24 protein-coding genes are annotated in these 24,901 nt (G+C 71.4%); 11 read left to right on the forward strand and 13 right to left on the reverse strand.

What is annotated here, in order from left to right:
- Nucleotides 1–468 (reverse strand): AfsR/SARP family transcriptional regulator (locus tag ACFQO7_RS04845; protein ID WP_376805241.1); only part of this gene is annotated, 468 nt, incomplete at its 3' end.
- 296 nt (nt 469–764) lie between these two features.
- Nucleotides 765–1,991, reverse strand: coding sequence for an ROK family protein (locus ACFQO7_RS04850; protein ID WP_376805242.1), 1,227 nt, complete (start codon nt 1,989–1,991; stop codon nt 765–767).
- Between the two features lie 168 nt (nt 1,992–2,159).
- On the opposite strand from ACFQO7_RS04850, the gene ACFQO7_RS04855 reads away from it, so the two are divergent.
- A complete protein-coding gene (locus ACFQO7_RS04855) occupies nt 2,160–3,272 on the forward strand; it encodes an RICIN domain-containing protein (RefSeq protein ID WP_376805243.1) in 1,113 nt (370 codons plus the stop codon).
- Nucleotides 3,273–3,307: 35 nt separating this feature from the next.
- On the opposite strand, the gene ACFQO7_RS04860 is transcribed toward ACFQO7_RS04855, so the two are convergent.
- Together ACFQO7_RS04860 and ACFQO7_RS04865 are read right to left on the reverse strand one after the other, a co-directional pair.
- Entirely contained in the window at nt 3,308–3,907 is a 600-nt protein-coding gene (locus ACFQO7_RS04860; protein WP_376805244.1) for a TetR/AcrR family transcriptional regulator, read from the reverse strand.
- Entirely contained in the window at nt 3,894–5,708 is a 1,815-nt protein-coding gene (locus ACFQO7_RS04865; RefSeq protein WP_376805245.1) for an acyl-CoA dehydrogenase, read from the reverse strand. The genes ACFQO7_RS04860 and ACFQO7_RS04865 overlap by 14 nt, the downstream gene beginning before the upstream one ends.
- Nucleotides 5,709–5,910: 202 nt before the next feature.
- Between ACFQO7_RS04865 and ACFQO7_RS04870 the strand changes: the two genes are divergently transcribed.
- Nucleotides 5,911–6,681 (forward strand): SDR family oxidoreductase, encoded by a 771-nt coding sequence (locus ACFQO7_RS04870; RefSeq protein ID WP_376805246.1) that lies wholly within the window; start codon nt 5,911–5,913, stop codon nt 6,679–6,681.
- 127 nt (nt 6,682–6,808) lie between these two features.
- Nucleotides 6,809–7,372 carry an MBL fold metallo-hydrolase gene (locus tag ACFQO7_RS04875; RefSeq protein ID WP_376805247.1) on the forward strand — a complete coding sequence of 188 codons (564 nt, stop codon included), beginning with the start codon at nt 6,809–6,811 and terminating at the stop codon, nt 7,370–7,372.
- A gap of 95 nt (nt 7,373–7,467) precedes the next feature.
- On the opposite strand, the gene ACFQO7_RS04880 is transcribed toward ACFQO7_RS04875, so the two are convergent.
- From ACFQO7_RS04880 to sthA, 4 genes are all read right to left on the reverse strand, one after another.
- Nucleotides 7,468–8,769 (reverse strand): hemolysin family protein, encoded by a 1,302-nt coding sequence (locus ACFQO7_RS04880; RefSeq protein ID WP_376805248.1) that lies wholly within the window; start codon nt 8,767–8,769, stop codon nt 7,468–7,470.
- Between the two features lie 138 nt (nt 8,770–8,907).
- On the reverse strand, nt 8,908–10,335 hold the full coding sequence (gene gndA / locus ACFQO7_RS04885; RefSeq protein ID WP_376805249.1) for an NADP-dependent phosphogluconate dehydrogenase: 1,428 nt from the start codon (nt 10,333–10,335) through the stop codon (nt 8,908–8,910).
- A 186-nt stretch (nt 10,336–10,521) separates the two neighbouring features.
- Complete coding sequence (locus ACFQO7_RS04890) at nt 10,522–11,517, reverse strand: endonuclease/exonuclease/phosphatase family protein (RefSeq protein ID WP_376805250.1); 996 nt, start codon at nt 11,515–11,517, stop codon at nt 10,522–10,524.
- A 14-nt stretch (nt 11,518–11,531) separates the two neighbouring features.
- A complete protein-coding gene (gene sthA / locus ACFQO7_RS04895) occupies nt 11,532–12,935 on the reverse strand; it encodes a Si-specific NAD(P)(+) transhydrogenase (protein WP_376805251.1) in 1,404 nt (467 codons plus the stop codon).
- Nucleotides 12,936–13,043: 108 nt separating this feature from the next.
- On the opposite strand from sthA, the gene ACFQO7_RS04900 reads away from it, so the two are divergent.
- From ACFQO7_RS04900 to ACFQO7_RS04925, 6 genes are all read left to right on the forward strand, one after another.
- Entirely contained in the window at nt 13,044–14,399 is a 1,356-nt protein-coding gene (locus ACFQO7_RS04900) for a TrkH family potassium uptake protein (RefSeq protein ID WP_376805252.1), read from the forward strand.
- Complete coding sequence (locus ACFQO7_RS04905; protein ID WP_360527770.1) at nt 14,389–15,054, forward strand: potassium channel family protein; 666 nt, start codon at nt 14,389–14,391, stop codon at nt 15,052–15,054. Before ACFQO7_RS04900 ends, ACFQO7_RS04905 begins: the two co-directional genes overlap by 11 nt.
- Nucleotides 15,055–15,148: 94 nt before the next feature.
- Nucleotides 15,149–16,546 (forward strand): APC family permease, encoded by a 1,398-nt coding sequence (locus ACFQO7_RS04910; RefSeq protein WP_376805253.1) that lies wholly within the window; start codon nt 15,149–15,151, stop codon nt 16,544–16,546.
- A 220-nt stretch (nt 16,547–16,766) separates the two neighbouring features.
- Nucleotides 16,767–17,426, forward strand: a complete 660-nt coding sequence (locus ACFQO7_RS04915; protein ID WP_376805254.1) for a hypothetical protein — start codon at nt 16,767–16,769, stop codon at nt 17,424–17,426.
- A 328-nt stretch (nt 17,427–17,754) separates the two neighbouring features.
- Entirely contained in the window at nt 17,755–18,129 is a 375-nt protein-coding gene (locus tag ACFQO7_RS04920; RefSeq protein WP_376805255.1) for a hypothetical protein, read from the forward strand.
- A gap of 74 nt (nt 18,130–18,203) precedes the next feature.
- Nucleotides 18,204–19,127, forward strand: coding sequence for a TAXI family TRAP transporter solute-binding subunit (locus tag ACFQO7_RS04925; RefSeq protein ID WP_376805256.1), 924 nt, complete (start codon nt 18,204–18,206; stop codon nt 19,125–19,127).
- 154 nt (nt 19,128–19,281) lie between these two features.
- Here ACFQO7_RS04925 and ACFQO7_RS04930 read toward each other — a convergent pair whose 3' ends face one another.
- The 3 genes from ACFQO7_RS04930 to ACFQO7_RS04940 all read right to left on the reverse strand — a co-directional run bounded on the left by ACFQO7_RS04930 (nt 19,282) and on the right by ACFQO7_RS04940 (nt 20,989).
- Nucleotides 19,282–19,611: a winged helix-turn-helix domain-containing protein gene (locus tag ACFQO7_RS04930; protein ID WP_360527783.1), complete on the reverse strand. Its 330-nt coding sequence runs from the start codon at nt 19,609–19,611 to the stop codon at nt 19,282–19,284.
- Nucleotides 19,611–20,189 (reverse strand): hypothetical protein, encoded by a 579-nt coding sequence (locus ACFQO7_RS04935; protein ID WP_376805257.1) that lies wholly within the window; start codon nt 20,187–20,189, stop codon nt 19,611–19,613. The genes ACFQO7_RS04930 and ACFQO7_RS04935 overlap by 1 nt, the downstream gene beginning before the upstream one ends.
- A gap of 143 nt (nt 20,190–20,332) precedes the next feature.
- A complete protein-coding gene (locus ACFQO7_RS04940) occupies nt 20,333–20,989 on the reverse strand; it encodes a hypothetical protein (protein ID WP_376805258.1) in 657 nt (218 codons plus the stop codon).
- Here ACFQO7_RS04940 and ACFQO7_RS04945 point away from each other — a divergent pair.
- Nucleotides 20,973–21,377: a hypothetical protein gene (locus tag ACFQO7_RS04945; RefSeq protein ID WP_376805259.1), complete on the forward strand. Its 405-nt coding sequence runs from the start codon at nt 20,973–20,975 to the stop codon at nt 21,375–21,377. The genes ACFQO7_RS04940 and ACFQO7_RS04945 overlap by 17 nt on opposite strands.
- A 34-nt stretch (nt 21,378–21,411) precedes the next feature.
- On the opposite strand, the gene ACFQO7_RS04950 is transcribed toward ACFQO7_RS04945, so the two are convergent.
- On the reverse strand, nt 21,412–22,794 hold the full coding sequence (locus ACFQO7_RS04950; protein ID WP_376805260.1) for a sensor histidine kinase: 1,383 nt from the start codon (nt 22,792–22,794) through the stop codon (nt 21,412–21,414).
- 2 nt (nt 22,795–22,796) lie between these two features.
- Complete coding sequence (locus tag ACFQO7_RS04955) at nt 22,797–23,453, reverse strand: response regulator transcription factor (RefSeq protein ID WP_360527795.1); 657 nt, start codon at nt 23,451–23,453, stop codon at nt 22,797–22,799.
- A gap of 343 nt (nt 23,454–23,796) precedes the next feature.
- Between ACFQO7_RS04955 and ACFQO7_RS04960 the strand changes: the two genes are divergently transcribed.
- Nucleotides 23,797–24,873: a Gfo/Idh/MocA family protein gene (locus ACFQO7_RS04960; RefSeq protein ID WP_376805261.1), complete on the forward strand. Its 1,077-nt coding sequence runs from the start codon at nt 23,797–23,799 to the stop codon at nt 24,871–24,873.
- Nucleotides 24,874–24,901 lie beyond the last annotated feature (28 nt).

The raw sequence follows: 24,901 nt of genomic DNA on the forward strand, positions 1-24,901 counted from the left end.
CTCGTCGAGGTGAGCGCGGGCCGGTTCGGCGTACGCGGCGGTGATGTCGGCCAGCGCGGGTCCGCGCCACAGCCGCAGCGCCTCGCGGGCGTGCCGGGCCGCGCCGGTGAGGTCCGCGCTGTCGGCGGCCGTGCGAGCGGCGGTGACGCCCGCGCTGAACAGGTCGCGGTCGAGCTGCCCCAGGGCCAGTTCGATCAGGTAGCCGGGCGCGCGGCTGACCAGGCAGGTGTCCAGCCCGGCCGGGCGCAGGCCGGCGCGCAGCGCGGAGATCGCCGCGTACACCTGCGCGGTCGCGGTGGACGGCACGGCTCCGCCCCACAGCGCGTCCACGATCTGCTCGGTGGACTGCAGCCGCCCGGCGTGCAGCAGCAGGTAGCCGAGCACGGCCCGGTTGCGCGGCCGGGCGATCGGCACCGTCCCGGACGGCGTGGTGACCGACACCGGCCCGAGGATGCCGAACACCGCCACGTCGTGCCCCGCCCTTCGCGCATAGGAAACGGATAGGTCCCGTAGCAGAGACTGTTCCGTGGCAAGACGATCTCACGACGCGCTGGTCGCGTCGTGGGGCAGGTGCCCGAACGGGACGCCCGAGAAGGCAACGGGGGTGGTCGTCGCGTGGTCCGGGGGCGGACCGTCGCGATGGCCATACGGGCGTCTGACGTGGAGGTCTGTCGCTGACGGTGCGGGAGGGTCTGCCGGATCCGCCCGCACCGCGCGGCTGCCACGCCCCGGGCCTGGTCCTGGTCCTGACGAGCCTGCCGCTGTCAGCGCCCGGCGTGCGCCATCGCGCCGAGCGGGTTGGCCAGCAGTTCGGCGAAAGCCAGTTCGGCCGCGCCGAGCAGAGTGGTGTCGTCGCCGAGCCCAGCGGTGGCCAGGCGCACCCGCTCGCGTGACACGGGCAGCACGTGGCGCTCGATCCGGCCGCGGATCTGCGGCTCGGCGCCGACGTACACGTCGCGCATGATGCCCCCGAAGATCACCATGCCCGGGTTGAACAGGTTGATCAGGTTCGCGACGCCGATGCCGAGCCAGTCGCCGACGTGCCGCACCGCCTCCTGAGCCGCCGGGTCGCCGCGTTCGGCGTCCGTGACCACCGCGCGGACCGCGTCGCGTCCGATCAGTTCGGCCGGCCGTCCCGCCTCGTCGAGCAGGGCCCGCTCGCCGACCTCGGCCTCCAGGCAACCGCGCGCCCCGCACGAGCACGGCCGTCCGTCGTGCGGGTTGACCAGCATGTGGCCGACCTCGCAGCCATACCCCGCCTCGCCGTCGAGCACCTCGCCGCCGACGATGATGCCGCCACCGACCCCGACGTCGCCGTGCAGGTACACCAGGTTCTGCACGCCGACCCCGGCCCCGCGTTCGTGCTCGGCCAGTGCGCCCAGGTGAGCCTCGTTGCCGACGGCCACGGGCAGGCCCAGCCCGAGCTGCTCGCCGAGTTCGGTGCCGAAGGCCTGGTCGACCCAGCCCAGGTAGGGGCCGTAGCGGACCATGCCGTCGCCGGGGCGGATCATCCCGCAGTACGACGCGCCGACGCCGACGCAGACCGCTCCCGGCGGTGCGGCCTCGTGCAGCTCCCGGCCGAACCTGGCCAGCACGCTCACCACGGCAGCGAGGTCGGGGCCGGAGCGCGAGCGGGGTGCGACCCGGCGTTGCTGGACCGTGCCGCCGAGCGCCACGCGGGCCGCGACGAGCCGGTCCACCGCGACGTCGAAGGCCAGCACGTACACCTGCTGCGCGGCGGGGGTGACGACCAGCGACGGGCGGCCCGAGCGGCCCTCGCCCGCGGGACGGCGCTCGTGCACCAGGCCGGCGGCGGCGAGTTTCGTGGTCAGGCCCATGATGGTGCTGCGATTGAGGTTCATCCGCTCGGCCAGCGCCGCGCGTGACAGCGGCCCGTCGCGGTGCACGTGCCGCAGGAGTGCGCCGAGGTTCGGCTGCGAAGCCTCCTCGGGAGCGAGGTCGGTCCGCAGCGTCGCAGGACTGGTCGGCATCGGTGAGCACCTTGCGGCCGGTGACGTTGAAGGATCAACGATACGGGACGGCACTTGCCGCCGCCCAGCCATTGACAATCACATCGATACCGGTAAAACTCACGCATTGACGATATTGTTTGCGTGGACGGCGTCACGCGAGCCCCTACCTGATCGAAGGGACCGCTCATGCGCCGTTTCCTGCGCAGGCTGCCGGCGTTCGCCGCCGTGCTCGCCGCCTGCTGCGGCCTGACCCTGCTCACGTCCGCCCCGGCCTACGCCGAGACCAACGGCGGCGTGCGCGTCATGCCGCTGGGCGACTCCATCACCGACGGGTTCAACGTGCCCGGCGGCTACCGCATCAACCTCTGGCAGCGCATGGCGGCCGCCGGGCAGACCGTCGACCTGGTCGGCTCCGGCTTCAACGGCCCCGCCGCCCTCGGCGACCACGACCACGAAGGCCACTCCGGCTGGCGTATCGACCAGCTCGACGCCAACATCGTCAACTGGATGCGCGCGTACGCGCCGCGCACCGTCCTGCTGCACATCGGCACCAACGACATCGGCCAGAACTACGACGTCGCCAACGCCCCGGCCCGCCTGTCGGCCCTCATCGACAGGATCCGGCTGCTCGGGCCGCAGACCGAGATCTTCGTCGCGCAGGTCATCCCGCGCAGCAACGCCACCGAGGAGGCGCGCTCGGTGACGTTCAACGCCGCGATCCCCGGCATCGTCGCGCAGAAGGGCGCGCGTACCCACCTGGTGGACATGCACTCCGCGCTCACCCTGGCCGACCTGGCCGACGGGCTGCACCCCAACCAGACCGGCTACGACAAGATGGCCGCGAAGTGGCACGCCGCGCTGCAGTCCGTGCCCGGCAGCCTCGCCCCCGTCGCCGTGCCGCCGGTCGGCTCGGCCGTGCTGCTGTCCAACCCGCTGTCCCACCGCTGCCTGGACGACTCCGGCGGCGGCACCGCCGGACCCGGCTCGCAGGTGCACCTGTGGGACTGCCACGGCGCCGCCAACCAGCGCTGGACCCGCACCGCGGCGGGCGAACTGCGCGTCTACGGCGACCGGTGCCTGGACGTGAACGGCAACGGCACCGCCGACGGCACGAAGATCCAGGTCTGGCCCTGCAACGGCACCGCCGCGCAGCGCTTCACGGTCAACGCGAACGGCACCATCGTCGGCGCGGGTTCGGGCAAGTGCGTCGACGCCCGCTCCAGCGGCACCGCCAACGGCACCATCGTGCACCTGTGGACCTGCAACGGCACCGGCGCGCAGCGCTGGTTCACGCGGTGACCCGGGCGAGGGTGGGCGCGAGCCCACCCTCGCCCTCAGGCCGTCGCCTTCAGCCCGGCCAGCACGAAGTCCGCCAGTTCGCGGGCGATCACCTCGGGCGGCTTGGGGCCGTCCGGCCGGAACCAGGTGTGCAGCGAGTTCGTCACCCCGAAGATCGACCAGGAGACCACCTCCGGGGACGCCACCGGGCTGAACACCCCGTCCTGCTGCGCCTGCCGGATCAGGCCCCGCACCGCCTCCTGGTAGCGCCGCCAGTCGGCCTGCAGCCGCTGGGTCCGTCCGCTGTCCATGGTGGCCAGCTCGCGCGAGACCGCCGCCGACTCCCGCCGCATCGCCGCCGTGCCGACCACGATGTCGTCGATGATCGCCCGCAGCGTCCACTCCGGATCACGTCCCTGCGCCAGGATCGCGTCGAGTGCCGCGAGCCGCTCGCTGAAGACCGCCCGGTACATCTCGACGAGCAGGTCCTCCTTGGCCCCGAAGTAGTGGTACAGGCCGCCCTTGGTGACTCCGGCGCGGTCGACGACCTGCTGCACGGAGGTCGCGTCGTAGCCCTGCTCGGCGAACAGGTCGCAGGCCGCGGCCAGGATGCGCGTGCGCACCCCGGCCCCGCCGTCGGCTTTAGAACGCCCCATCCGGGATCTCCATCAGCGCGTTGTCGGTCGCCTCCAGCACCCGGCGGCGCGCGGACAGCTCCGGCAGCACGGTACGCGCGAAGAACCGCGCCACCGCGAGCTTGCCCTGGTAGAAGCCCACGTCGTCGCCGGTCGCGCCGTCCAGGGCGGCCAGCGCGACCGCGGCCTGCCGGACCAGCAGCCAGCCGATCACCAGGTCGCCGACGCTCATCAGCAGGCGGGTGGTGTTCTGGCCGACCTTGTAGACCTCGGTGACGTCGTCGCCTGCGGCCTGCTGCCAGCCGAACATGGTCGCCACCATGCCGCGCACGTCGGCGATCGCCTCGCGCAGCGACTCGCACTCCAGCTTCAGCTCGTCGGTGGACTCGTTGGCGTCGAGGAACTGCTCCATCTCACCGACGAGCAGGTCGAGCGCGACGGAACGGTCCCGCACGATCTTGCGGAAGAAGAAGTCCTGGCCCTGGATCGCGGTGGTGCCCTCGTACAGGGTGTCGATCTTCGTGTCCCGGATGTACTGCTCCATCGGGTAGTCCTGCAGGTAACCCGAACCGCCCAGGGTCTGCAGCGACAGGGCCAGCATCTCGTAGGAGCGCTCCGAGCCGACGCCCTTGACGATCGGCAGCAGCAGGTCGTTGACGTTCGCGCCCTGCGCGTGGTCGCGGTCCAGCCAGCCGGCGGTGTACAGGTAGGTGGCGCGCAGGCCCTCGGCGTACGCCTTCTGCAGCATCAGGATGCGCCGCACGTCGGGGTGCCGGTCGATGGTGACCCGCGGCGCGGTCTTGTCCGCCGCGCGGGTCAGGTCCGGGCCCTGCACCCGCTGGCGGGCGTAGTCGAGGGCGTTGAGGTAACCCGTCGACAGGGTCGCGATCGCCTTCACGCCGACCTGCATCCGCGCCGATTCGATCACCTTGAACATCTGCGCGATGCCGTCGTGCACCTCGCCGACCAGCCAGCCCTTCGCCGGCGTCCCGTGCTGGCCGAAGGTCAGCTCGCAGGTGCTGGACACCTTCAGGCCCATCTTCTTCTCGACGTTGGTCGCGTACACGCCGTTGCGCTCGCCCAGCTCGCCGGAGGAGTGGTCGAAGTGGAACTTCGGCACCAGGAACATCGACAGGCCCTTGGTGCCCGGCCCGCCCGCACCGGGCGTGTCCACCGGTCGGGCCAGCACGAAGTGCATGATGTTGTCGCTCAGATCGTGCTCGCCCGAGGTGATGAACCGCTTGACGCCCTCCAGGTGCCACGAGCCGTCGGCCTGCGGCACCGCCCGGGTGCGGCCCGCGCCGACGTCGGAGCCCGCGTCCGGCTCGGTCAGCACCATCGTTGCGCCCCACTGGCGCTCGATCATGATCTCGGCGATGCGCTGCTGCTCGGGCGTGCCCATGCGGTGCAGCAGGCCGCCGAAGCCGGGGCCGCCGCCGTACATGTACACCGGCGCCTGCGCGCCCTGGACCAGCTCGATCAGCGCCCACCACAGGGCGCGCGGGGCGACGACGCCACCGGCCTCGGCGGGCATGTCCAGCCGCCACCACTCGGCGTCCATCCACGCCCGGTACGAGCGGCGGAAGCTGTCCGGCATCGTCACGGAGTGCGTCTGCGGGTCGTAGACGGGCGGGTTACGGTCCACGTCGGCGTACGACGCCGCGATCGGTCCGACCGACAGCCGCTCCACCTCGGCGAGCATGTGCTCGACGGTGTCGGCGTCCAGCTCGGCGAAGCGTCCCGTGCCCAGCTTCTCGCCGAGGCCGAACACCTCGAACAGGTTGAACCGCAGGTCACGAAGGTTGCTCCGGTAGTGGCTCATGCCCACCCTCTCGCCGTGGCGGACCAGCCGCCGTCCAGGCTGCCCATCCAAGCGCGCCCGGCTCGCCCCGTCAATACCGACCGGTTGGTATGTAGCTTCTCACCAACCCTACCGACCGGTCGGTCGGATCGCTATGGTGTGCGCACATCGACTGCAACATCCACGGACTGACAAGACTTCAAGACTGACAAGGGGCGAAGCTGTGCGCACAGGTCTGGAAGGTCGTACCGCGCTGGTCACCGGCGCCTCCCGCGGCATCGGCAAGGCCACCGCGGCCGCCCTGGCCGCCGAGGGCTGCAACGTCGTGCTGACCTCCCGGCGGCAGGACGCGCTCGACGCGGTCGCCGAGGAGTTCCGCGCGGCGTACCCGAAGGTCGGCTTCCTCGCCAAGGCCGCGCACGTGGGGGAGAAGGACCAGGCCGACGCCTGCGTCGCGGCCGCCGTCGCCGAGTTCGGCTCCGTCGACGTGCTCGTCAACAACGCCGGCACCAACCCGTACTTCGGCCCCATGGTCGACCTCGACGTCTCCCGCGCGGAGAAGACCGTGCAGGTCAATCAGCTGTCCATCGTGTTGTGGACACAGGCCGTCTGGCACGCCTCGATGGCCGCCAACGGCGGTGCGATCGTCAACATCGCCTCCGTCGGCGGCCTGGCCACCGAGCCGGGCATCGGCTACTACAACGCGACCAAGGCCGCCGTCATCCACCTGACCCGGCAGTTCGCCGCCGAGCTGGCCCCGAAGGTGCGGGTCAACGGCATCGCGCCGGGCATCGTGCGCACCAAGCTCGCCCAGGCCCTGTGGGAGAACAACGAGGAGCTGATCAACCAGCACACCCCGCTCGGCCGCATCGGCGAGCCCGAGGACATCGCCAACGTCGTGGTCTTCCTGGCCGGCCAGACCTCCTCCTGGATGACCGGCCAGACCCTCGTCGTCGACGGCGGCTCCCTCATCCGCCACTCCTTCACCGCCTGACCCCCCACCGGCAGCCGCAGTGTCCACTCTCCAGGAAACTGCAGCAATCGGACTTCCAGTTCCTGCAGTTTCCTGGAAAGTGCAGCCGAGCGGAGCGGCCGGGACGGGCTCCCGGTAGCGTGAGGGCATGGCGGCGCAGTGGTGGGTGCTGAACGCGGGGTACGTCGGTGAACGGGTGGCCAGCACCGTCGCGTTGCTGCGGGACGGGGACACCATCGTGGTGGTGGACCCGGGCATGGTCGCGGACCGGCAGCGGATCCTCGGGCCGCTGGCCGACCTGGGCGTCGACCCCGACGACGTCACCGACGTGATCTTCAGCCACCACCACCCGGACCACACCATCAACGCGGCGCTGTTCCGCAACGCCCGCTACCACGACCACTGGGCCTACTACGTGGACGATCAGTGGGTCAGCCGGGACGCCGAGGGCTACGCGCTGTCCGACGCCATCCGGCTCATCCGCACCCCCGGGCACACCGCCGAGGACATCACCACACTGGTCGACACCGCCGACGGGCTCGTCGCGTTCACCCACGTGTGGTGGCACGCCGACGGGCCGCCGGAAGACCCGGTCGCCGCCGACGGGGTCGCACTGGCCGCATCCCGGGCCCGGGTGCTCGCCCTGAACCCGGTCCTGATCGTGCCCGGACACGGCCCCGCGTTCACGCCGGACCCGACGACGCCGCGCTGACGCCGCACGGCCCGCCGGTCAAGATCCGTCGACTTGCCTGGCACCTGGGCGAATGAGCGTTCAAGATACGCACAGGTGCCAGGCAAGTCCGATGATCACACGGCGGGGTTGCGGTCCTGGTGGCGGTCGTGGTTGCGGACCAGGCGCAGGCGGATCTGGGCGATGCTGCGGCCGTCGATCTCGGTGACCTCGGCGGTGAAGCCCGGGGCCTTGACCGTCTCTCCGGTCTTGGTGGGGATGTGGCCGAGCTTGTCCAGCACCAGGCCGGCGACCGTGGTGTAGTCCATCTCGCCCAGCCGGTTCAGGTCGATGCCCAGGTCCGGCAGGTCGTGCAGCGGGAAGGAGCCCGGCACCAGGAACACGTCGTCGGCCTCGCGCACCACCGAGACGATGTCGCGGTCGGTCTCGTCGTAGATCTCGCCGACGACCTCCTCGACGAGGTCCTCCATCGTGATGATGCCGTCGATCGAGCCGTGCTCGTCCACCACCAGGGCGAACTGCTCGCGCTGGTTGCGCAGTTGGCGCATGGCGTCCGACACCGACAGCGTCTCCGGCAGGAAGACCGCGGTGCGGGCGCGCTCGCCGACCGGGCCGCCGTCGCCGAGCAGGTCGCGCAGGTGCACCACGCCGACGACCGAGTCGAGGTCGCCGTCGCCGACCACCGGGGCGCGGCTGTGGCCGGTCTCGGCCAGCACGGCCAGGCCCTCCTCGGCGGACAGGTCCGCGGGAAGGGTGACGACCTCGCGGCGCGGGATCAGGATGTCGCGGATGTCCCGCTCGCTGATCTCGAACGCCCCGGAGATGATCTCGCGCTGCTCGGCGGTGAAGCTGCGCTGCGCGACGACCAGGTCGCGGATCTCCTCGGCGGAGATTTCCTCCCGGCCGGCCCGCGGGTCGACCCCGGCGATACGCACGATCATGTCGGTGGCCTTGCCGAGCAGCCACACGAACGGCCGCGACGCGCTGGCCATCCAGTCCAGCGGCCGGGCGGCGACCAGCGCCCAGCCCTCGGCCCGCTGCATGGCGATGCGCTTGGGAGCCAGCTCGCCGAGCACCAGGGTGAGGAAGGTCAGGATCAGGGTGACGATGATGATGGCGACGGGCTCGGCCGCCGAACCCAGGAAGGCCAGCGCCGGCACCAGCGGCTTGGCCAGTGACGTCGCCGCGAAGGCCGAGGCCAGGAAGCCGGCCAGGGTGATGCCGATCTGGATGGTGGCGAGGAACCGGTTGGGGTCCCGGGACAGGCGCGCCAGCACCCTGCCGCCGGAGGAGGAGCGCTCGAGCCGCTGGATCTGCGACTCGCGCAGCGAGATGAGAGCCATCTCGCTGCCGGAAAGCGCTCCGTTGATCAACATCAGGACAAGCACCAGCAGAACCTGGGTGCCGTAGCCGCCCACGGGCGTTCACTCCTCGACATGTTCAAGACAGAACCCACACCGTAGCGGGTCTTCCTGAAGGTTCCGCACAGGGCGGCACGAACAAAGCTCCGTTCATGCTGGAAAACGGCATGAACGGAGCTTTGTTCGTGAAATGGGTCAGTCCTGCTTGACCTCGGACTTGTCGCCCGACCACAGCGTGTGGAAGGTGCCCTCGGCGTCGACGCGCTTGTACGTGTGCGCGCCGAACAGGTCCCGCAGGCCCTGGGTCAGCGCGGCGGGCAGCCGCTCGCGGCGCAGGCCGTCGTAGTACGCCAGGGAGGAGGAGAACACCGGGGCGGGGATGCCCAACTGCGCGGCGGTGGCCACCACGCGGCGCCAGGCCGGCACGGCCGCCCCGATCGCCTCGGTGAACTCCGGCGCGAACAGCAGGTTCGCGGGCGGGTTCTCGCTGCGGTACGCCTCGGTGATGGTGCGCAGCAGTGCCGCCCGGATGATGCAGCCGCCCCGCCACAGCGACGCGATCGCCGCCAGGTCCAGCTCCCAGCCGTACTCCTTGGCCGCCGACACCAGCATGTCCAGGCCCTGGGCGTAGCTGACCAGCTTGGACGCGTACAGCGCCTGGCGCACGTCCTCGACGAACGTGTCGGGCAGGTCCACCTTGACCTCGTGGCCGGCCAGCAGCTGCTGCGCCGTCGGGCGCTGGGCCGACTGCGACGACAGCGCGCGGGCGAACACCGACTCGCCGATGCCGGTGACCGGCGAGCCCAGCTCCAGGGCCGCCATGACGGTCCAGCCGCCGGTGCCCTTCATGCCCGCGGCGTCGACCACGACGTCGATGAACGGCTTGCCGGTCTTCGCGTCGACGTGGCCGAGCACCTCGGCGGTGATCTCGATGAGGAAGGAGGACAGGTCGCCCTTGTTCCACTCGGCGAAGATCTTCGCCTGCTCGGCCGGCTCCAGGCCCGCGCCGGAGCGCAGCAGGTCGTACGCCTCGCCGATGACCTGCATGTCGGCGTACTCGATGCCGTTGTGGACCATCTTCACGAAGTGGCCGGCGCCGTCGGTGCCGATCCAGGAGCAGCACGGTTCGCCGTCCACGTGCGCGGAGATCTTCTCCAGCATGGGCCCGAGCGACTCGTACGACTTCTTCGACCCGCCCGGCATGATCGACGGGCCCTTGAGCGCGCCCTCCTCACCGCCGGACACGCCCACGCCGACGAAGTGCAGGCCCTTCTCCGCCAGTGCGGCCTCACGGCGGCGGGTGTCGGTGTAGTGGGAGTTGCCCGCGTCGATGATGATGTCGTCCTTGTCGAGCAGCGGCACCAGCTCGGCGATCACGTCGTCGACCGGCTTGCCGGCCTTGACCATGATCAGTACGCGGCGCGGCTTCTCCAGCGCGCCGACCAGCTCGGCCATCGTCTCGGTGGGGACGAAGTCGCCCTCGCCGCCGTGCTCGGCGATCAGCGCGTCGGTGCGGGCGCGGCTGCGGTTGTGCACCGCCACGGTGTAGCCGTTGCGGGCCAGGTTGCGGGCGAGGTTGGCGCCCATCACCGCCAGCCCGGTGACACCGATCTGTGCTGCCATGGTGTGACTCCTGGTCGTGAAAGCTCGATGTTTGCGGCCGCCCCGGTGCGTCCCTTCCACCTCATACCCCATCACGCCGGGCACGGGTTCGCACGCCCGGGGCGGCGGTGTCCTAGTGATCGAGAAGCCGTGCTGCGGACTCCATCCTCTCCCGAAGACCCGGCCCGGCGAGCGGGTATGGCGCTCTCAGAGTCGGATGCGGGCGGCCACCGGCAGGTGGTCGCTCCCGGTGCGGGGCAGCGACCAGACCCGGGTGACCGTCGAGCCGCGGGCCAGCACGTGGTCGATGCGGGACAGCGGCGCGGGCGCGGGCCAGCTGAACGCGAAGTCGGACCGGTCCGACGCCAGCTGCGAGGTGACCGGGTCGAGCCCGCGGTCGTCCAGGGTGCCGTTGAGGTCTCCCAACAGCAGCACCTTCTCCTGCGGCTCGGCGGCCAGCGCCGCGCCGAGTTTCTCGGCGCTGCCGTCGCGCCGGGTCGAGCCGAAGCCGTGCTGCCAGCCCAGGCGCAGCGAGGGCAGGTGGGCGACGTACACCGCGACGTCGCCCTGCGGCAGCCGCACCGTGGCGCGCATGCCACGGCTCCAGACGTCGACGATCGCGCGTGGCCGGATCTCGACCACCCGCACGTCGGACAGCGGGAACTTCGACCACAGCCCGACCGTGCCCTGCACCGCCGCATGCGGATAGGCGGGGGCCAGCGCGGCGGCGTAGGAGGCCATGGCCTGCTCGGTGACCTCCTCCAACGCGATCAGGTCGGGTGAGACCTCCAGCAGGCCCCGGACCGTGCCGGACGGGTCGGGGTTCTCGTCGCTGACGTTGTGCTGCACCACGGTGAGGTCGTACGGCTCGTCGGCAGCCGGGGCGAGCACCCCGGCGAACAGGCCGAGCCAGGCGGCTACGGGCAGCGGCAAGGTGATCAGGGCGAGCGTCGAGCGGCGCAGCAGCGCGACGCCGAGCAGCGGCGGGACGGCCAGGCCCAGCCAGGGCAGGAACGACTCCAGCAGGCTGCCCAGGTGCCCGAGCGTGTTCGGCACCGCGGAGTGCAGCACCAGCAGGCCGGCGACGAGCACGGACAGCGCCGCTGTCACCAGCCCGCGAGGGCGGCCTGCGGGCACCCGGGAACGCTCGCGGGGCAAGGGCAGCCGTCGGTATGGCGTGACGCCCGTAGCCGGTGCCGTCATGGTGTCCACCAGGGTCAGTCTCGCAGGTGGGCGATGTGGCGCATCTTGTTGGTCGCGTCCAGCGCGGCGACCTTGTACGACTCGGCCAGCGTCGGGTAGTTGAACACCGCCTCGACCAGGTAGTCCACCGTGCCGCCGCAGCCCATCACGGACTGTCCGATATGGAGCAGCTCGGTCGCGCCGGTGCCGAACACATGCACGCCGAGCAGCTTGCGGTCCTCGGACGACACCAGGATCTTCAGCATGCCGTGCGAGTCGCCGATGATCTGGCCGCGCGCCAGCTCGCGGTAGCGGGACACGCCCACCTCGAACGGCACCCGCTGGTCGGTCAGCTCGTCCTCGGTGCGGCCCACGTAGCTGATCTCGGGGATGGTGTAGATGCCGATGGGCTGCAGCTCCGACATCGGGCCGAGCGGCTGCCCGCAGGCGTGGTGCGCGGCCAGGCGGCCCTGCTCCATCGAGGTAGCGGCCAGCGCGGGGAAGCCGATGATGTCGCCGACGGCGTAGATGTGCGGCACCGCGGTGCGGAAGTGCTCGTCGACGGTGATGCGGCCGCGGTCGTCGGCGGACAGCCCGGCGGCCTCCAGCCCGAGCGAGTCGCCCATGCCCTGCCGCCCGGCCGAGTACATGACGGTGTCGGCGGCGATGGTCTTGCCGCTCTCCAGCACCGCGATCGCGCCCTTGGGGTGCTTCTCGACGGCGGCGACGGCCTCGCTGAACCGGAACGTCACCGCCAGGTCGCGCAGGTGGTACTTCAGCGCCTCGACGACCTCCAGGTCGCAGAAGTCGAGCATGCGGCTGCGCCGCTCGACGACGGTGACCTTCGTGCCCAGCGCGGCGAACATCGAGGCGTACTCGATGCCGATGACGCCCGCGCCGACCACGACCATCGAGCGCGGCACGCGGTCGAGCTTGAGGATGCCGTCGGAGTCGATGATGGTCAGGTCGTCGAACTCGACGGTGGCGGGGCGGGCCGGGCGGCTACCCGCGGCGATGACGATGTTGTCCGCGGTGATCGAGAAGTCGCGGCCGCGTTCGCCGGTGACGTGCACGGTGTGCGGGTCGGTGAACCGGGCCGTGCCGGCGTGCAGCCGCACGCCGTTGCGGGCGAGCTGGCCGCGCACCACGTCGACCTCGCGGCTGATGACGTGTTCGGTGCGGGCGGTCAGGTCCGAGACGGTGATGTCCTCCTTGAGCCGGTAGCTCTGGCCGTAGAGTTCGCGCTGGCTCAGGCCGGTGAGGTAGACCACGGCCTCGCGCAGGGTCTTCGACGGGATGGTGCCGGTGTTGACGCTGACCCCGCCGATCATGTCCCCGCGTTCGACCATGGCGACCCGCCGGCCGAGCTTGGCGGCCGCGATGGCGGCCTTCTGCCCGCCGGGCCCGGATCCGATGACGAGGACGTCCACATCACGCATGCCGCATACCTTGGCACGTTCACGTTAACGGCGGGCACCCTCCGAACGGCGATCGTCGCGCCCGCGACGGGGATCACCCGCGGACCAGGACATTGGTATGGTCGCCGCGTGCGCAGGAGTGTGTCGACGGTCGTGCTCGACCAGTTCCACCATCCGACGCAGGTGATCGTCGGGGGGTTCGCGGCCGCCTCGCTGACCGGCACGGGCCTGCTGTCGCTGCCGCTGGCCACCGAGTCGGGCGAGCCCGCCCGGTTCCTCGACGCGCTGTTCACAGCCACCTCGGCGGTGTGCCTGACCGGCCTGATCCTGGTCGACAGCGAGACGCACTGGTCGGTGGCCGGGGAACTCATCATCATGCTCCTGATCCAGGTCGGCGGCCTGGGCATCATGACCATGGCGACGCTGTTCGCGGTCGCTCTGTCCGGCCGGATGGGGCTGCGGGCCCGGATGCTGGTGCAGGCGGAGACGAAGACGCTGCAGATGACCGACCTGCGTCGAGTCGTCCGCAACGTGGTGCTGCTCAGCATCGCCTCCGAGGTGGTGCTGGCGGTGATCCTGACCGGCCGGTTCATGCTGGGGTACGGCGAGTCGTTCGTGCGCTCGGTCTACCTGGGCGTGTTCCACGCGATCTCGGCGTTCAACAACGCCGGGTTCGCGCTGTGGCCTGACAGCGTGGTCAGGTTCAACACCGATCCGTGGATCTGCGTGACCCTGGCGGTCGGTGTGATCGTCGGCGGGCTGGGCTTCCCGGTGCTGTTCGAGCTGCGCCACTCGTGGCGGCGGCCCAGCCGCTGGTCGGTGCTGACCCGGATGACGCTCACCCTGAGCGCGGTGCTGCTGGTCGGCGGCACCGTCCTGCTGCTGGCCACCGAGGGCCGCAACCCGCGCACGCTGGGCGACATGTCCGGCGCGGACCAGCTGCTCAACGCGTTCTTCGCCGCGGTGATGCCGCGCAGCGGCGGGTTCAACTCCATCGACATCGCGGCGATGTACCCGTCGAGCTGGCTGGCGTACGACGTGCTGATGTTCATCGGCGGGGGCAGCGCGGGCACCGCCGGCGGCATCAAGGTCACCACGTTCGGCCTGCTGGCGTACGTGATCTGGGCGGAGCTGCGCGGCGAGCCGTCGGTCAACGTCGGCCGCCGCCGCATCCCGGAGCAGCTGCACCGGCAGGCGCTCACCATCGCGCTGGTCGGCGTGGGCATCGTGGCGGGCTCGACGTACCTGCTGCTGGTGCTCAACCCGCACCCGCTGGACCAGGTGCTGTTCGAGGTGATCTCGGCGTTCGCGACCGTCGGGGTGTCCACGGGCATCACCGCCGAACTCAACGCCGCCAGCCACGCGCTGCTCGCGGTGCTGATGTTCGTGGGCCGCGTCGGCCCGCTGACCCTGGGCACGGCTTTGGCGCTGCGCGCCAAGACCCGCCACTACGAGCTACCCGAGGAGCGTCCCCTTGTCGGCTGAGAACGGCAACGACCCGGTCGTCGTCATCGGACTGGGTAGGTTCGGCAGCTCGCTGGCTCTGGAGCTGATGCGCCGCGGCACCGAGGTGCTCGCCATCGACCACCGGCCCAAGGTCGTGCAGAGCCTCGCGGGCGAGCTGACCCACGTCGTGACCGCCGACGCCACCGACCTGGAGGCGCTGCGCCAGCTCGGCGTGGCCGAGTTCGGCCGGGCGGTGGTCGCCATCGGCTCCGACCTGGAGGCCAGCATCCTGGCGACGTCGCTGCTGGTGGAGCTGGAGGTGGCCGACATCTGGGCGAAGGCGGTCAGCCGCCAGCACGGCCGCATCCTGGAGCGCATCGGGGCCAAGCACATCGTGCTGCCCGAGCACGACATGGGCGAGCGGGTGGCGCACCTGGTTTCGGGCCGGATGCTCGACTACATGGAGATCGACTCGAACTTCGCGCTGGTCAAGACCCGGCCCCCGCACGAGTACGTGGGCGTCGCGCTGGGCGAGACCCGGCTGCGGCGCAAGCACGGGGTCACCATCGTCTGCGTGAAGACGCAGGGCAGCGAGTTCACCTACGCCGACGCGACGACCGTGCTGCAGTACGGCGACATCATCGTGGTCGCCGGGCCGGTGGACCGGGTGGAGCGCTTCGCCGAACTGCCCTGACCGCCCAGGGCGTTTTGATCATCCGGGGACCGGGAACGGGGGAGGATGTAGACAGCGGGCAGTCTCGTGCCCGCTCGGTCCCGGGAGGCGGCCCATGACCGCAGACGTCTCGGTCCCCGCGCCGCAGCCGCAGCGCGACGACCCGCACGAGCTGCGCCGGGTGATCACCCGGCCCATGCTGATCTTCTTCATCCTGGGCGACATCCTCGGGGCCGGCATCTACTCGCTGACCGGGCAGGTCGGCGCGGAGGTCGGCGGCGCGATCTGGGCGTCGTTCCTGGTCGCGTTCGTGCTGGCGTTCCTGACCGCGTTCGCGTACATGGAGCTGGTCACGAAGTATCCGCAGGCCGCAGGCGGGGCGCTGTACTGCGACCGGGCGTACCAGATCAAGTTCCTGAGCTTCCTCGTCACCTTCGCGATCATGGCGTCGGGGGTGACCTCGGCGAGCTTCGCGGCGACGCGGGTTGGCGGGCGCTACTTCAGCGGTCTGACCGGGGTGGAGCACCCGCCCACGATCCTCATCGGCACGCTGGCGATCCTGCTGGTCGCGGCCGTGAACTTCTGGGGCGTCGCCGAGTCCATCAAAGTCAACATCGCGATCACCTGCGTCGAGCTGGCCGGCCTGCTGTTCGTCATCGGCGTCGGGGCCAGCGTGCTGGCCCAGGGCTCCGGTGACCCGGCCGCCGCGTTCACCTTCTCCGGGCAGGGCTTCGGCGTCGTCACCGGCATCATGGCGGGCGCGGCTACCGCCTTCTACGCGTTCCTGGGCTTCGAGGACTCGGTGAACCTCGCCGAGGAGACCACCGAGCCGTCGAAGGACTTCCCGCCCGCGATGATCACCGGCTTGCTCGCGGCGGCCGTCGTCTACCTGCTCGTGGCGTTCACCGCGGCCATGGTGGTGCCGCTGGACGTGCTCACCACCTCCACCGGCCCGCTGCTGGAGGTCGTCAAGATCGGTGCGCCGGACCTGCCGGTGTCGCAGATCTTCTCCGCCGTGTCGATGGTCGCGGTCTCCAACACCATGCTGATCAACATGCTGATGGCGTCCCGCCTGCTCTACGGCATGGCTCGGCGTGACGTGCTGCCGCGCCCGTTCGCGGTGCTGTCCAACCGTCGTACCCCCTGGATCGCGATCGCCTTCACCACCGCCCTGTCGATCCTGCTCATGGCGACCGTCAGCGACCTGACCGACCTGTCCGACACCACCGTGCTCCTGCTGACCGCCGTCTTCCTGCTGGTCAACATCGCCGCCCTGGTCCTGCGCCGCGACCGCGTCCAGCACCGCCACTTCCGCGCCCCCACCGCCATCCCGATCCTGGGCGCGATCGTGTCCGCCGTCTTCCTGCTCCCCTTCGTCCGCGAGTCCGGCATCTACCTCCTGGCACTCTGGCTCCTCCTCGGCGGTGTAGCCCTCTGGGCCGTGAACCGCCTCGTGGTCCGCCGCCTCCCACCCCGCGACGGCTCCGCCGCCGCCCCACCCCCGGCGGGGTAGACCCGCCCAAGATCGCGACGATCTTGCGTGGGCTGGGGGTACGACGCCCTAACCGGGCAAAGGGCCAACAGTTCACGCAAGATCGTCGCGATCATGGGGGGCGAGGTGGGGGTTGCGCAAGTTTTCCTCAAGGGTGGGGTGGGGGTGTTTCGCGCGGGTGGGGGTGGCCGTCACTGTGGGTGCACCATCCGCACCACGACGTTGACGACGGGAGCTCGCCATGCGGTCCACCCTTGAGCTGCTGCCCGCTGCCGCCCCGTGCGAGCCGGTCGGCCGGCTCGACCGATCCCGGCTGACGGACGCGTTCGAGCTGGCCTGTCTGGTGCGGGCGACGTCGCTGACGCCGGACGGGGGAGTGCGGGTGGGTCATCCGCGTCGCCCGGCCACGCCGGCCGGGACGGTCGAGTTCAGCGCCGAGCACGCCGCCCGCCGCATGGGGCAGCTGATGCGGGCGCTGGACCTGCCGTACGCCCACGAGACCGCCGAGGCGGGGCTGCGCCGCCGTTACCTGCTGCACCGGGTCAGCGTGCCGGGCGAGCACCGCGCCGCGTACCTGGAGATCGCCGAGGGGGCCTGGCGGCAGGGGCGGGCGGCGGTGCTGAGCACGGCGCTGGTCGGCGGCTCGGCCCCCGCGCACGCCGAGCGGCTGCGCCTGGCCGGCTCCGCGTGGCGCGGCGTGCTGCTGGCCGCCGGCCGCCACATGCGCAAGCACATCCTGGGCGTACGCGTCATCGACCAGGACCTGGCCGCGATCCTGGTCCGGGGTGCACACCTGCTCGGCGCGCAGGCCGCCCTGTCCCGCCAGGCGGGCAGCCTGCTGGTCAGCGTCCCCGCCGGCACCGCCCACCGCGTCCTGCACGGCGCGGGCATCCTGCACTGAGCGAGACGTCCGTTGTCGGGGCCTGGCGTCCGGTCTGGCGGTCCGGGTGCGCACCGAGTGCCGTGCCGACCCGCTTTCCGGTGGCGGCCAAGTTGCCGTTCTGTCTGACAACCCTGGTTTGCGTTGGTCGCTGTCGGCCGGATCTGGTGCTTGATCCGTTTTTGTGGACGCTGGACGCCCCTATAGGGGCACCTGGCGTCCACAAAAACAGATCAAGGACTGCGCCATCCGGCGAATCAGCGGTGCACGACCGGCGGGCATCCGAGCGCGGGCTCAGCTGTCGGCATAAAGCGGGCGAGGCTGGAGAATGTCAGGCTAGCCTGACGGAATGACCACGCCTGACCAGCTCGAACGCGAGCACACCCTCCAGACGGCCGTCACCCGCTACAACGACCTGCGTATGCGCGAGGCGCTCGGCGAGGTCGGCCTCACGGTCGACGAATCGCTGCAGGCGCTGGCGCTCGGGGAGCTGATCATCCGCAAGGCCGGATACGGTCGGCAGCTGTCGGTACGCGGCGCGCGCAGTGCCGGGGCCTCTTGGGCGCAGATCGGCGCCGCGCTGGGCATGACGCGCCAATCGGCCTGGGAGGCGCACACCCGCTGGATCAACGACCAGGCCGAGCAGTTCCGCACCACCGGTGTCGCAGGCTTCGACGCCGAGCAGGAGGCGCAGGCCCGAGACCTGGCCGGCGACGGCGCCTGATTCCGGCCCGCCGGACCAGGGTGCGTAGGCGCGCTCGCTTCGGGGTGCGGCGCGCGTCGGGTAGGTTCTGCGCCGTGGTCCGTCTGCGAGTGCCGTCGGCTGCCGCGCTGGTCGTGGCGGTCCTGCTCGGCATGGGCGCGTGCGCCGAGCCCGCGCCGGAACCGGTGCACCTGGACATCGCGACCGGCAGCCGCACCGGGGTCTACTACGTCTTCGGGGAGGCGTACAAGACGATCATCAACCGGGAGCTGTCGCACGTGCGGGCCAATGTCCTGGTGACCACGGCCTCGGCGGAGAACGTGCGGCTCGTCGGCAGCGGGCAGGTGCAGCTCGGCTTCACCCAGGCCGACATCCTGCCCACCACGGGCAACCAGGTGCGGGCCGTGGCGCGCGTCTACGACGACCTGCTGCACCTGGTGGTACGCGGCGATGGCCCGGTGCGCCGTCTGGCCGACCTGCGCGGCCGCACCGTCTCGGTCGGCGCGCCCGGCTCGGGTACCGCGATCACCGCGAACCGCCTGCTGGACGTCGCCGAACTGTCCGGCGACCAGGTGAAGATCAGCCAGCTCGGCCTGGACGCCTCCGCGCAGGCGCTGGCCGCCGGCGAGATCGACGCGTTCTTCTTCTCCGGCGGCCCGCCCGTCAAGGCCGTCGAGCAGCTCGTCGACGCGATGCCGATCCGGCTCGTCGAACTCGGCGAGTGGACCGAGCCGCTGCGGGTGCGCTACAGCGAGGTCTACGTCAGCCGCGACATCCCGTCCTCGGTCTACGGGCTCGACCCGATCAGCACCGTCGCCGACCCGAACTACCTCGTGGTCGGCGCGGACATGCCCGACGACCTGGTGTACGAGCTGACCCGCCTGCTCATGCAGTACCGCGACGAGCTCGGGGTCGCCCACCCGGCCGCGGGACGCCTCAACCCCCAGTCGGCCATCGCGACCGCCCCACTACCCCTACACCCCGGCGCAGCCCGCTACTACCAATCCATCAAGCCCTGACCCGCCCCGCGCCCCGCGCCCCGCGCCCCGCGCCCCGCGCCCCGCGCCCCGCGCCCCGCGCAACTCTTAACGACTCGCGGCCTTGGGCCGTGTCTGAGGCCGCGAGTCGTTAAGAGTTGCGGCAGGGGTAGGGCAGGAGTGGCGCGGCTGCCGGTCAGTGGTCGGCCGGTGCGGTGTCGGCTTGTTCGACCTGGTGGATGAGCTGCTTCAGGTGGGAGATCTCGGCGCGCAGGGCGGTCTGGCCGGCGGCGGTGAGGGTGACCCAGGTGCGGGGGCGCTTGCCCTCGTAGCCCTTCTCGATCCGGATCAGTTCGGCCTTCTCCAGCACCGTCAGGTGCTGTCCGAGGTTGCCTGCCGTCAGCTGCAGGGTCTCGCGCAGGAAGCCGAACTCCACCTGGCGGGCCTGGTGCGTGATGGCCATGATGCCCAGCCGGACGCGCTGGTGGACGACGTCGTCGAGGCCGTTGGCCGGATGCTCGGTCATCACGCCTTGGCCTCGGTCGCCGGCCGGAACAGGGCGAAGACGGCAGATCCGAGCAGCAGCACGGCCGCCGGGACGAGCAGGTGCGGCAGGAAGAACCACCGCGACGACGACTGGATGACCTGACCGCCCATGATCGCCACGATAGCCAGCAGTGCAACGCTGTACGCCGCCAGTGCCCAGTGGCGCTCGACCCAGGCGAGGACCAGCAGCGCCAGCCCGATCACGGCCACGGGACTGGCCAGCCCGTGCACCAGCCACGCCGCGGGCCCCACCGTGATGTCGGCGGGCGAGGACGGGTCGGCGGGCACCGGAATGACCGGGTGGAACGTCAGCCAGATCGACACGGCCGTCATCAGCACGGCGAGCGCGACGCCCACGACGACATAGGGGCGGATCGGGCTGCCCACGCCGCGCCGCCGGGACTGCCTGACGTAGAAGCCTGCGATCACCGCGTAGGCGACGGTGAGCGCGACGGTCCAGTACGCGAGTTCGGCCGGGTTGGGTGCGGGGCAGACCATGTGGTCCGCGTCGGATTCGCAGGCGCTGAAGACGTCCCAGTAGGGGGCGTATCGATACACGGGAATCGCGAGGAGTGTGACCATCGCGAGGACCAGCAGTGGAAACCAGGTCCCGCGCTGAGCGACACGGACCTGGCGCGTCAGGTCGCGCACCGACGCCAGCAGTTCGTGAGGACTGTTCGCCTGAGGAACGGACTCATGTGTCATGCAGTAAGCTTTGCATTACAGACCAGTCCGCGCAAGAGAGTGTGCGGCGGGATTTCGGCGTGACCGCCTAGCATGTGCCGATGCGCCGCATCACTGCCGAGCTCATCGCCCGGCGCACCGATCTGAGAATCGGCTGGGACCTGCGACCGGGCACGCTGGGGCCCGGCCCCGCATACCGCCTGACCGGCGGCCGCGTAGAGGCTCTGGATCACCGCTTGGAGACGATCGCGGCAGCTGAGGCTCCAGCCGGCAGGCTGCTCAACGCCTCGTCCGATCTGGCCACGGTGGTCATGGCCGGCGACGGGGGCCTGACGATCCGTCGCGACGGTGTGGACGTACGCGTGGCGGTGCGCGGTGCCGATTCCGCGACGTTGCTGCGCGACGGCGGCCTCCTGGTGACCGCGCCGCCCGACGACCTCCCGGTGGGAGCAGCCGTCCCGAAGTCCGGCCTCGGCGGCTTTCCCCGGGTGCTGCTGGTCAGCCCGGCGGGCGCGGTCGTCGACGAGGCGCCGTTGCCGACCGCCGACCCCGAGATGGTCGCCCTGGCGCATCCGCACGACGGCTCGGTTCTCCTGGACGCGGGCGAGGGCCAGGACGGCAGCTCCGTCTTCCGAGTCCGCGCCGACGGCGACAGGGGTGAGCGTCGAGCGCATTCTGGACGACGTGGTGACCGCCGCCTTCAGCCCGTCGGGAAGCCGGCTGCTGCTGATGCCGCATCCGAGCTTCGGCGCATCGGTCCGCGTCGTGTCCTGGCCCGATCTGACGCTGCTGCACGAACTCACCACAGCGGTGCTCGGCGAGGACGAGGGCTTCGACCTCTATGGTTGCTTCCTGTCCGAGTCCCGCGTCGCGCTGTCGGTGTTCGAGGCGCCGCCGCTGGTGTGCACGGCCGAACTGCGCCCGGAGGGGCGGATTGTCCTGCCGCCTGAGTACGAGGCCGCCACCCCCGTGACGATGTTCGGGTTCCCGGAGAACACGTTGGGGATCGACCTCCTCCTGGCGGACGGCACCTGGGCGTCGACCGTCTGGCGCGTGCCGTGACCGGCCGGCCGCGCGTGCTGCCGGGACGTACCGGCTAGGCGGCGGTGTCCAGGCCGGGCAGCCACACCCGGGCGTCGAGGCCGCGCTGGCCGGCGTGGGTCATCGCGAGCTTGCCGCCGGACGCGTCGACGAGCACGGCCGCGATGGTCAGGCCCAGTCCGGAGCCGTCGATGTTCTGCGCGTCCGGGGCCCGCCAGAAGCGTTCGGTGGCCTGGTCGAGCTGGGCGTCGGTCATGCCGGGGCCGTCGTCGCGCACGTGCACCGCGATCCCGCCGTCGGCGGTGCGGACCTCCACCTCGACCCGGCCGCCCGGTCCGCTGAACTTGACGGCGTTGTCGATCAGCGCGTCCAGGGTCTGGTCGAGCGCGGTCGGCACGACGTGCACCAGCGCCACCGGCAGTCCGACGGTCAGCGTGAGGGTGGTGCCGTGGTGGCGGGCCAGCGGCTCCCACGCCGCGACCCGCGCCTGCGCGACCGCGACGGCGTCGATGGTGACCAGCTGGTGCCGGCCGCGTTCGGCGCGGGCCAGGGTGAGCAGGCCGTCGAGCACCGTCGCGAGCCGGTCGGTCTCCTCCAGGGCGAGCCGGTGCTCGCTGCGGCCGTCGTCGTCGGCCAGGCTGGGCCCCAGCTCCTCGACGCGCAGGCGCAGCGCGGTGAGCGGGTTGCGGAGCTGGTGGCTGGCGTGGGCGACGAAGGCGCGCTGGCGTTCCATGGCGTCGGCGACGGCTCCCGCCATGTCGTTGAAGCTGCGGGTGAGCCGCCGCAGCTCCGGCGGGCCGGCCTGGGCGGAGATCCGGGTGTTGCCGTCGCCCGCGGCGACCTCGTGCGTCATCGCGTCGAGCACGGTGACCGGGCGCAGCACCCAGTTGGCCAGGCTGCGCGCGGTGAGCACGCAGGCCAGCGCGGCGAGCAGGCCGATGCCGCCCAGGGCGAGCCACCAGAAGGTCACCGCGTCGCGGACCCGGTCGGCCGGCGACACGATGATCACCATGCCGAGGACCTCGCCGTTGTCGTTGACCGGCACGGCGACCACGATCGGATCGCCGGTCCAGGGCAGCACCGACTCGGCCGAGCTGTACTGCTGCCCGGCCAGCGCGGCGCGTACGGCCGCCTCGCCCCGGCCGGGTTCGAGGTGGTAGCTCACCGAGCGGACGAAGGTGTGCCGATCGCGGTCCAGCACGGCCGCGCCGATGCCGTACAGCTCGTCGTAGCGGGCCAGTTCGTCGCGGACGGTGCCGACGGTGTCGGTGCGCAGGCCGGGCCGGGCCAGGGCGGCGAAGCGCGTGGCGTCGGCCAGCCGGTCGGCGCGGACCAGGTCGGACTCGCGGCTGGCCAGCGTCAGCGCGAGCGGGATCTCCAGGGCGAGCAGGACCAGCGTCATCAGCAGCAGGTAGCTGGCGGCCAGGCGTTGGCGCACGGCTACTCGCCGCGCAGCCGGTAGCCGACGCCGCGCACCGATTCGATGAGCCGCGGGTCGCCGAGCTTGCCGCGCAGGGAGCCGACGTGCACCTCGACGGTGTGCCGGGCGACCCAGGTGGTCTGCCAGGCGTCGAGCAGGATGCGGTCGCGGGTGATGACCAGCCCGGGGTGGCGGGCCAGCGACAGCAGGATGTCGAACTCCTTGCGGGTCAGCGCGACGTCGTTGCCGTCGACGGTGACCGCGCGGGCTGGCACGTCGATGCGGATCCGGCCGGCGACGATGACCATCAGTTCGGGGGAGGCGTACGCGGCCCGGCGCAGCACCGCCTCGATGCGCGCCTGCAGTTCGACCATGGAGAACGGCTTGACCACGTAGTCGTCCGCGCCGACGCGCAGCCCGACCACCCGGTCGCGCTCCTCGCCGCGGGCGGTGACCGCGATGATGCCCAGCTGGGGGCTGCGGGCGCGCAGGGTGCGGCACACGTCGAGGCCGTCGCCGTCGGGCAGGGACAGGTCGAGCAGCACCAGGTCGCAGGGGGCGGCGGACAGGGCCGCGGCGGCGGTGGCAGCGTGCTCGACGTCGTACCCGCGGCGGGTCAGCGCGGCGCTCATCGCGGTGGCGACCCGCAGATCGTCCTCGACCAGCAGGATGCGCAACCTGACCTCCCCTCCACGCCCGTGTGGCCTTCGATGATGCGTTACGGCCGCACCCGTCTGCCAACGGGGCCGGTCCGCATCGATTGATGCCTTGACTTGGATCGGTGCCGATGGTTGACTCGAACTGTATTTAAGAAAGTTTCCTAATCATTCTTGCGCCTGTCCGGCCGGGGGAGAAGGCCGCCGGGCGCAGGTCGTCGCCGGTCCGTCGGTGGGGCGAGGCGACGGCCGTCTCCGGCGATCGTCGCGCGCCGTGCCGCCACGACGACCGCCGGGCGTGCCGGGCACCCGGGCGGAGCATGGTGTGTCATGCGCCCGGGTGCCCGGGGCGTACGGTTTGCCGGTGACTCAGAACCCCATCAGGTACGCGGTCGTCGGGCGCGGCTGGCGTGCGCAGTTCTTCTTCAAACTCGCCGAGCTGATGCCCGAGCGGTTCACGGTGACCGGTGTGATGACCCGGTCCGTCGAGGCCGCCGCCGAGGTGGCCGGGCGCTGGCGGCTGCCGGTCACCCAGGACCTCGGCGACCTGCTGCGCACCGACCCGGAGTACGTCATCACCTCGGTGCCGTGGGGCGTGAACCCCGGCCTGGTCGAGACGCTGGTCGAGCGCGGCCTGCCGGTCCTGTCGGAGACCCCGCCCGCCCCTGATCTCGACGGGCTGCGCAAGCTCTGGGCGCAGGTCGGCAAGGCCGAGAAGGTCCAGGTCGCCGAGCAGTACCTGCTGCTGCCCGACCACGCCGCACGGCTGGCGGTGCTGCGTTCCGGCGTCATCGGCGAGCGCACCTCGGCGCAGGTGTCGTCCACGCACGGCTACCACGCGGTGTCGATGCTGCGCGGCATGCTCGACGTCGGCATGGGCCCGGCGAGCGTGCACGCCCGCACGTTCACCGCGCCGCTGGCCGACCCGATGAGCCCGGCCGGCTGGCGCGACGACGCCACCCCGAAGCCCGCCATGAACACCCTGGCCACCATCGACTTCGGCGGCCGCAGCGGCCTGTACGACTTCACCGACAACCAGTGGTGGAACCAGCTGCGCACCCGGCGCATCCTGGTCCGCGGCAGCCTTGGCGAACTCGTCGACGACCGGGTGGTGCGCCTGCAGGGCACCCGGACCGTGCTGGAGTCGGAGCTGCGCCGCCGCCAGACCGGCCGCGACCTCAACCTCGAAGGCTTCGACCTGGACCACATCAGCTTCGACGGCTCCGTGGTCTACACCAACCCCTACGCGGGGGTACGGCTGTCCGACGAGGAGATCGCCATCGCGACCATCCTGGAGGCGACCGGCCGCTGGGCGCGCGGCGAGGCCGAGCAGCCGTACTCCCTGGCCCAGGCCTGCCAGGACCACCTGATCAGCCTTGCCATCGACGAGTCCGCCCGTACCGGCCAGACCGTCTCCGTCGGCACCGAACCCTGGCAGTGATCACTGCGCCCTGGTTGCTGCAGTTTCG

The organism is Catellatospora aurea (genome assembly GCF_042663325.1).
Taxonomy (GTDB): Bacteria; Actinomycetota; Actinomycetes; order Mycobacteriales; family Micromonosporaceae; genus Catellatospora; species Catellatospora aurea.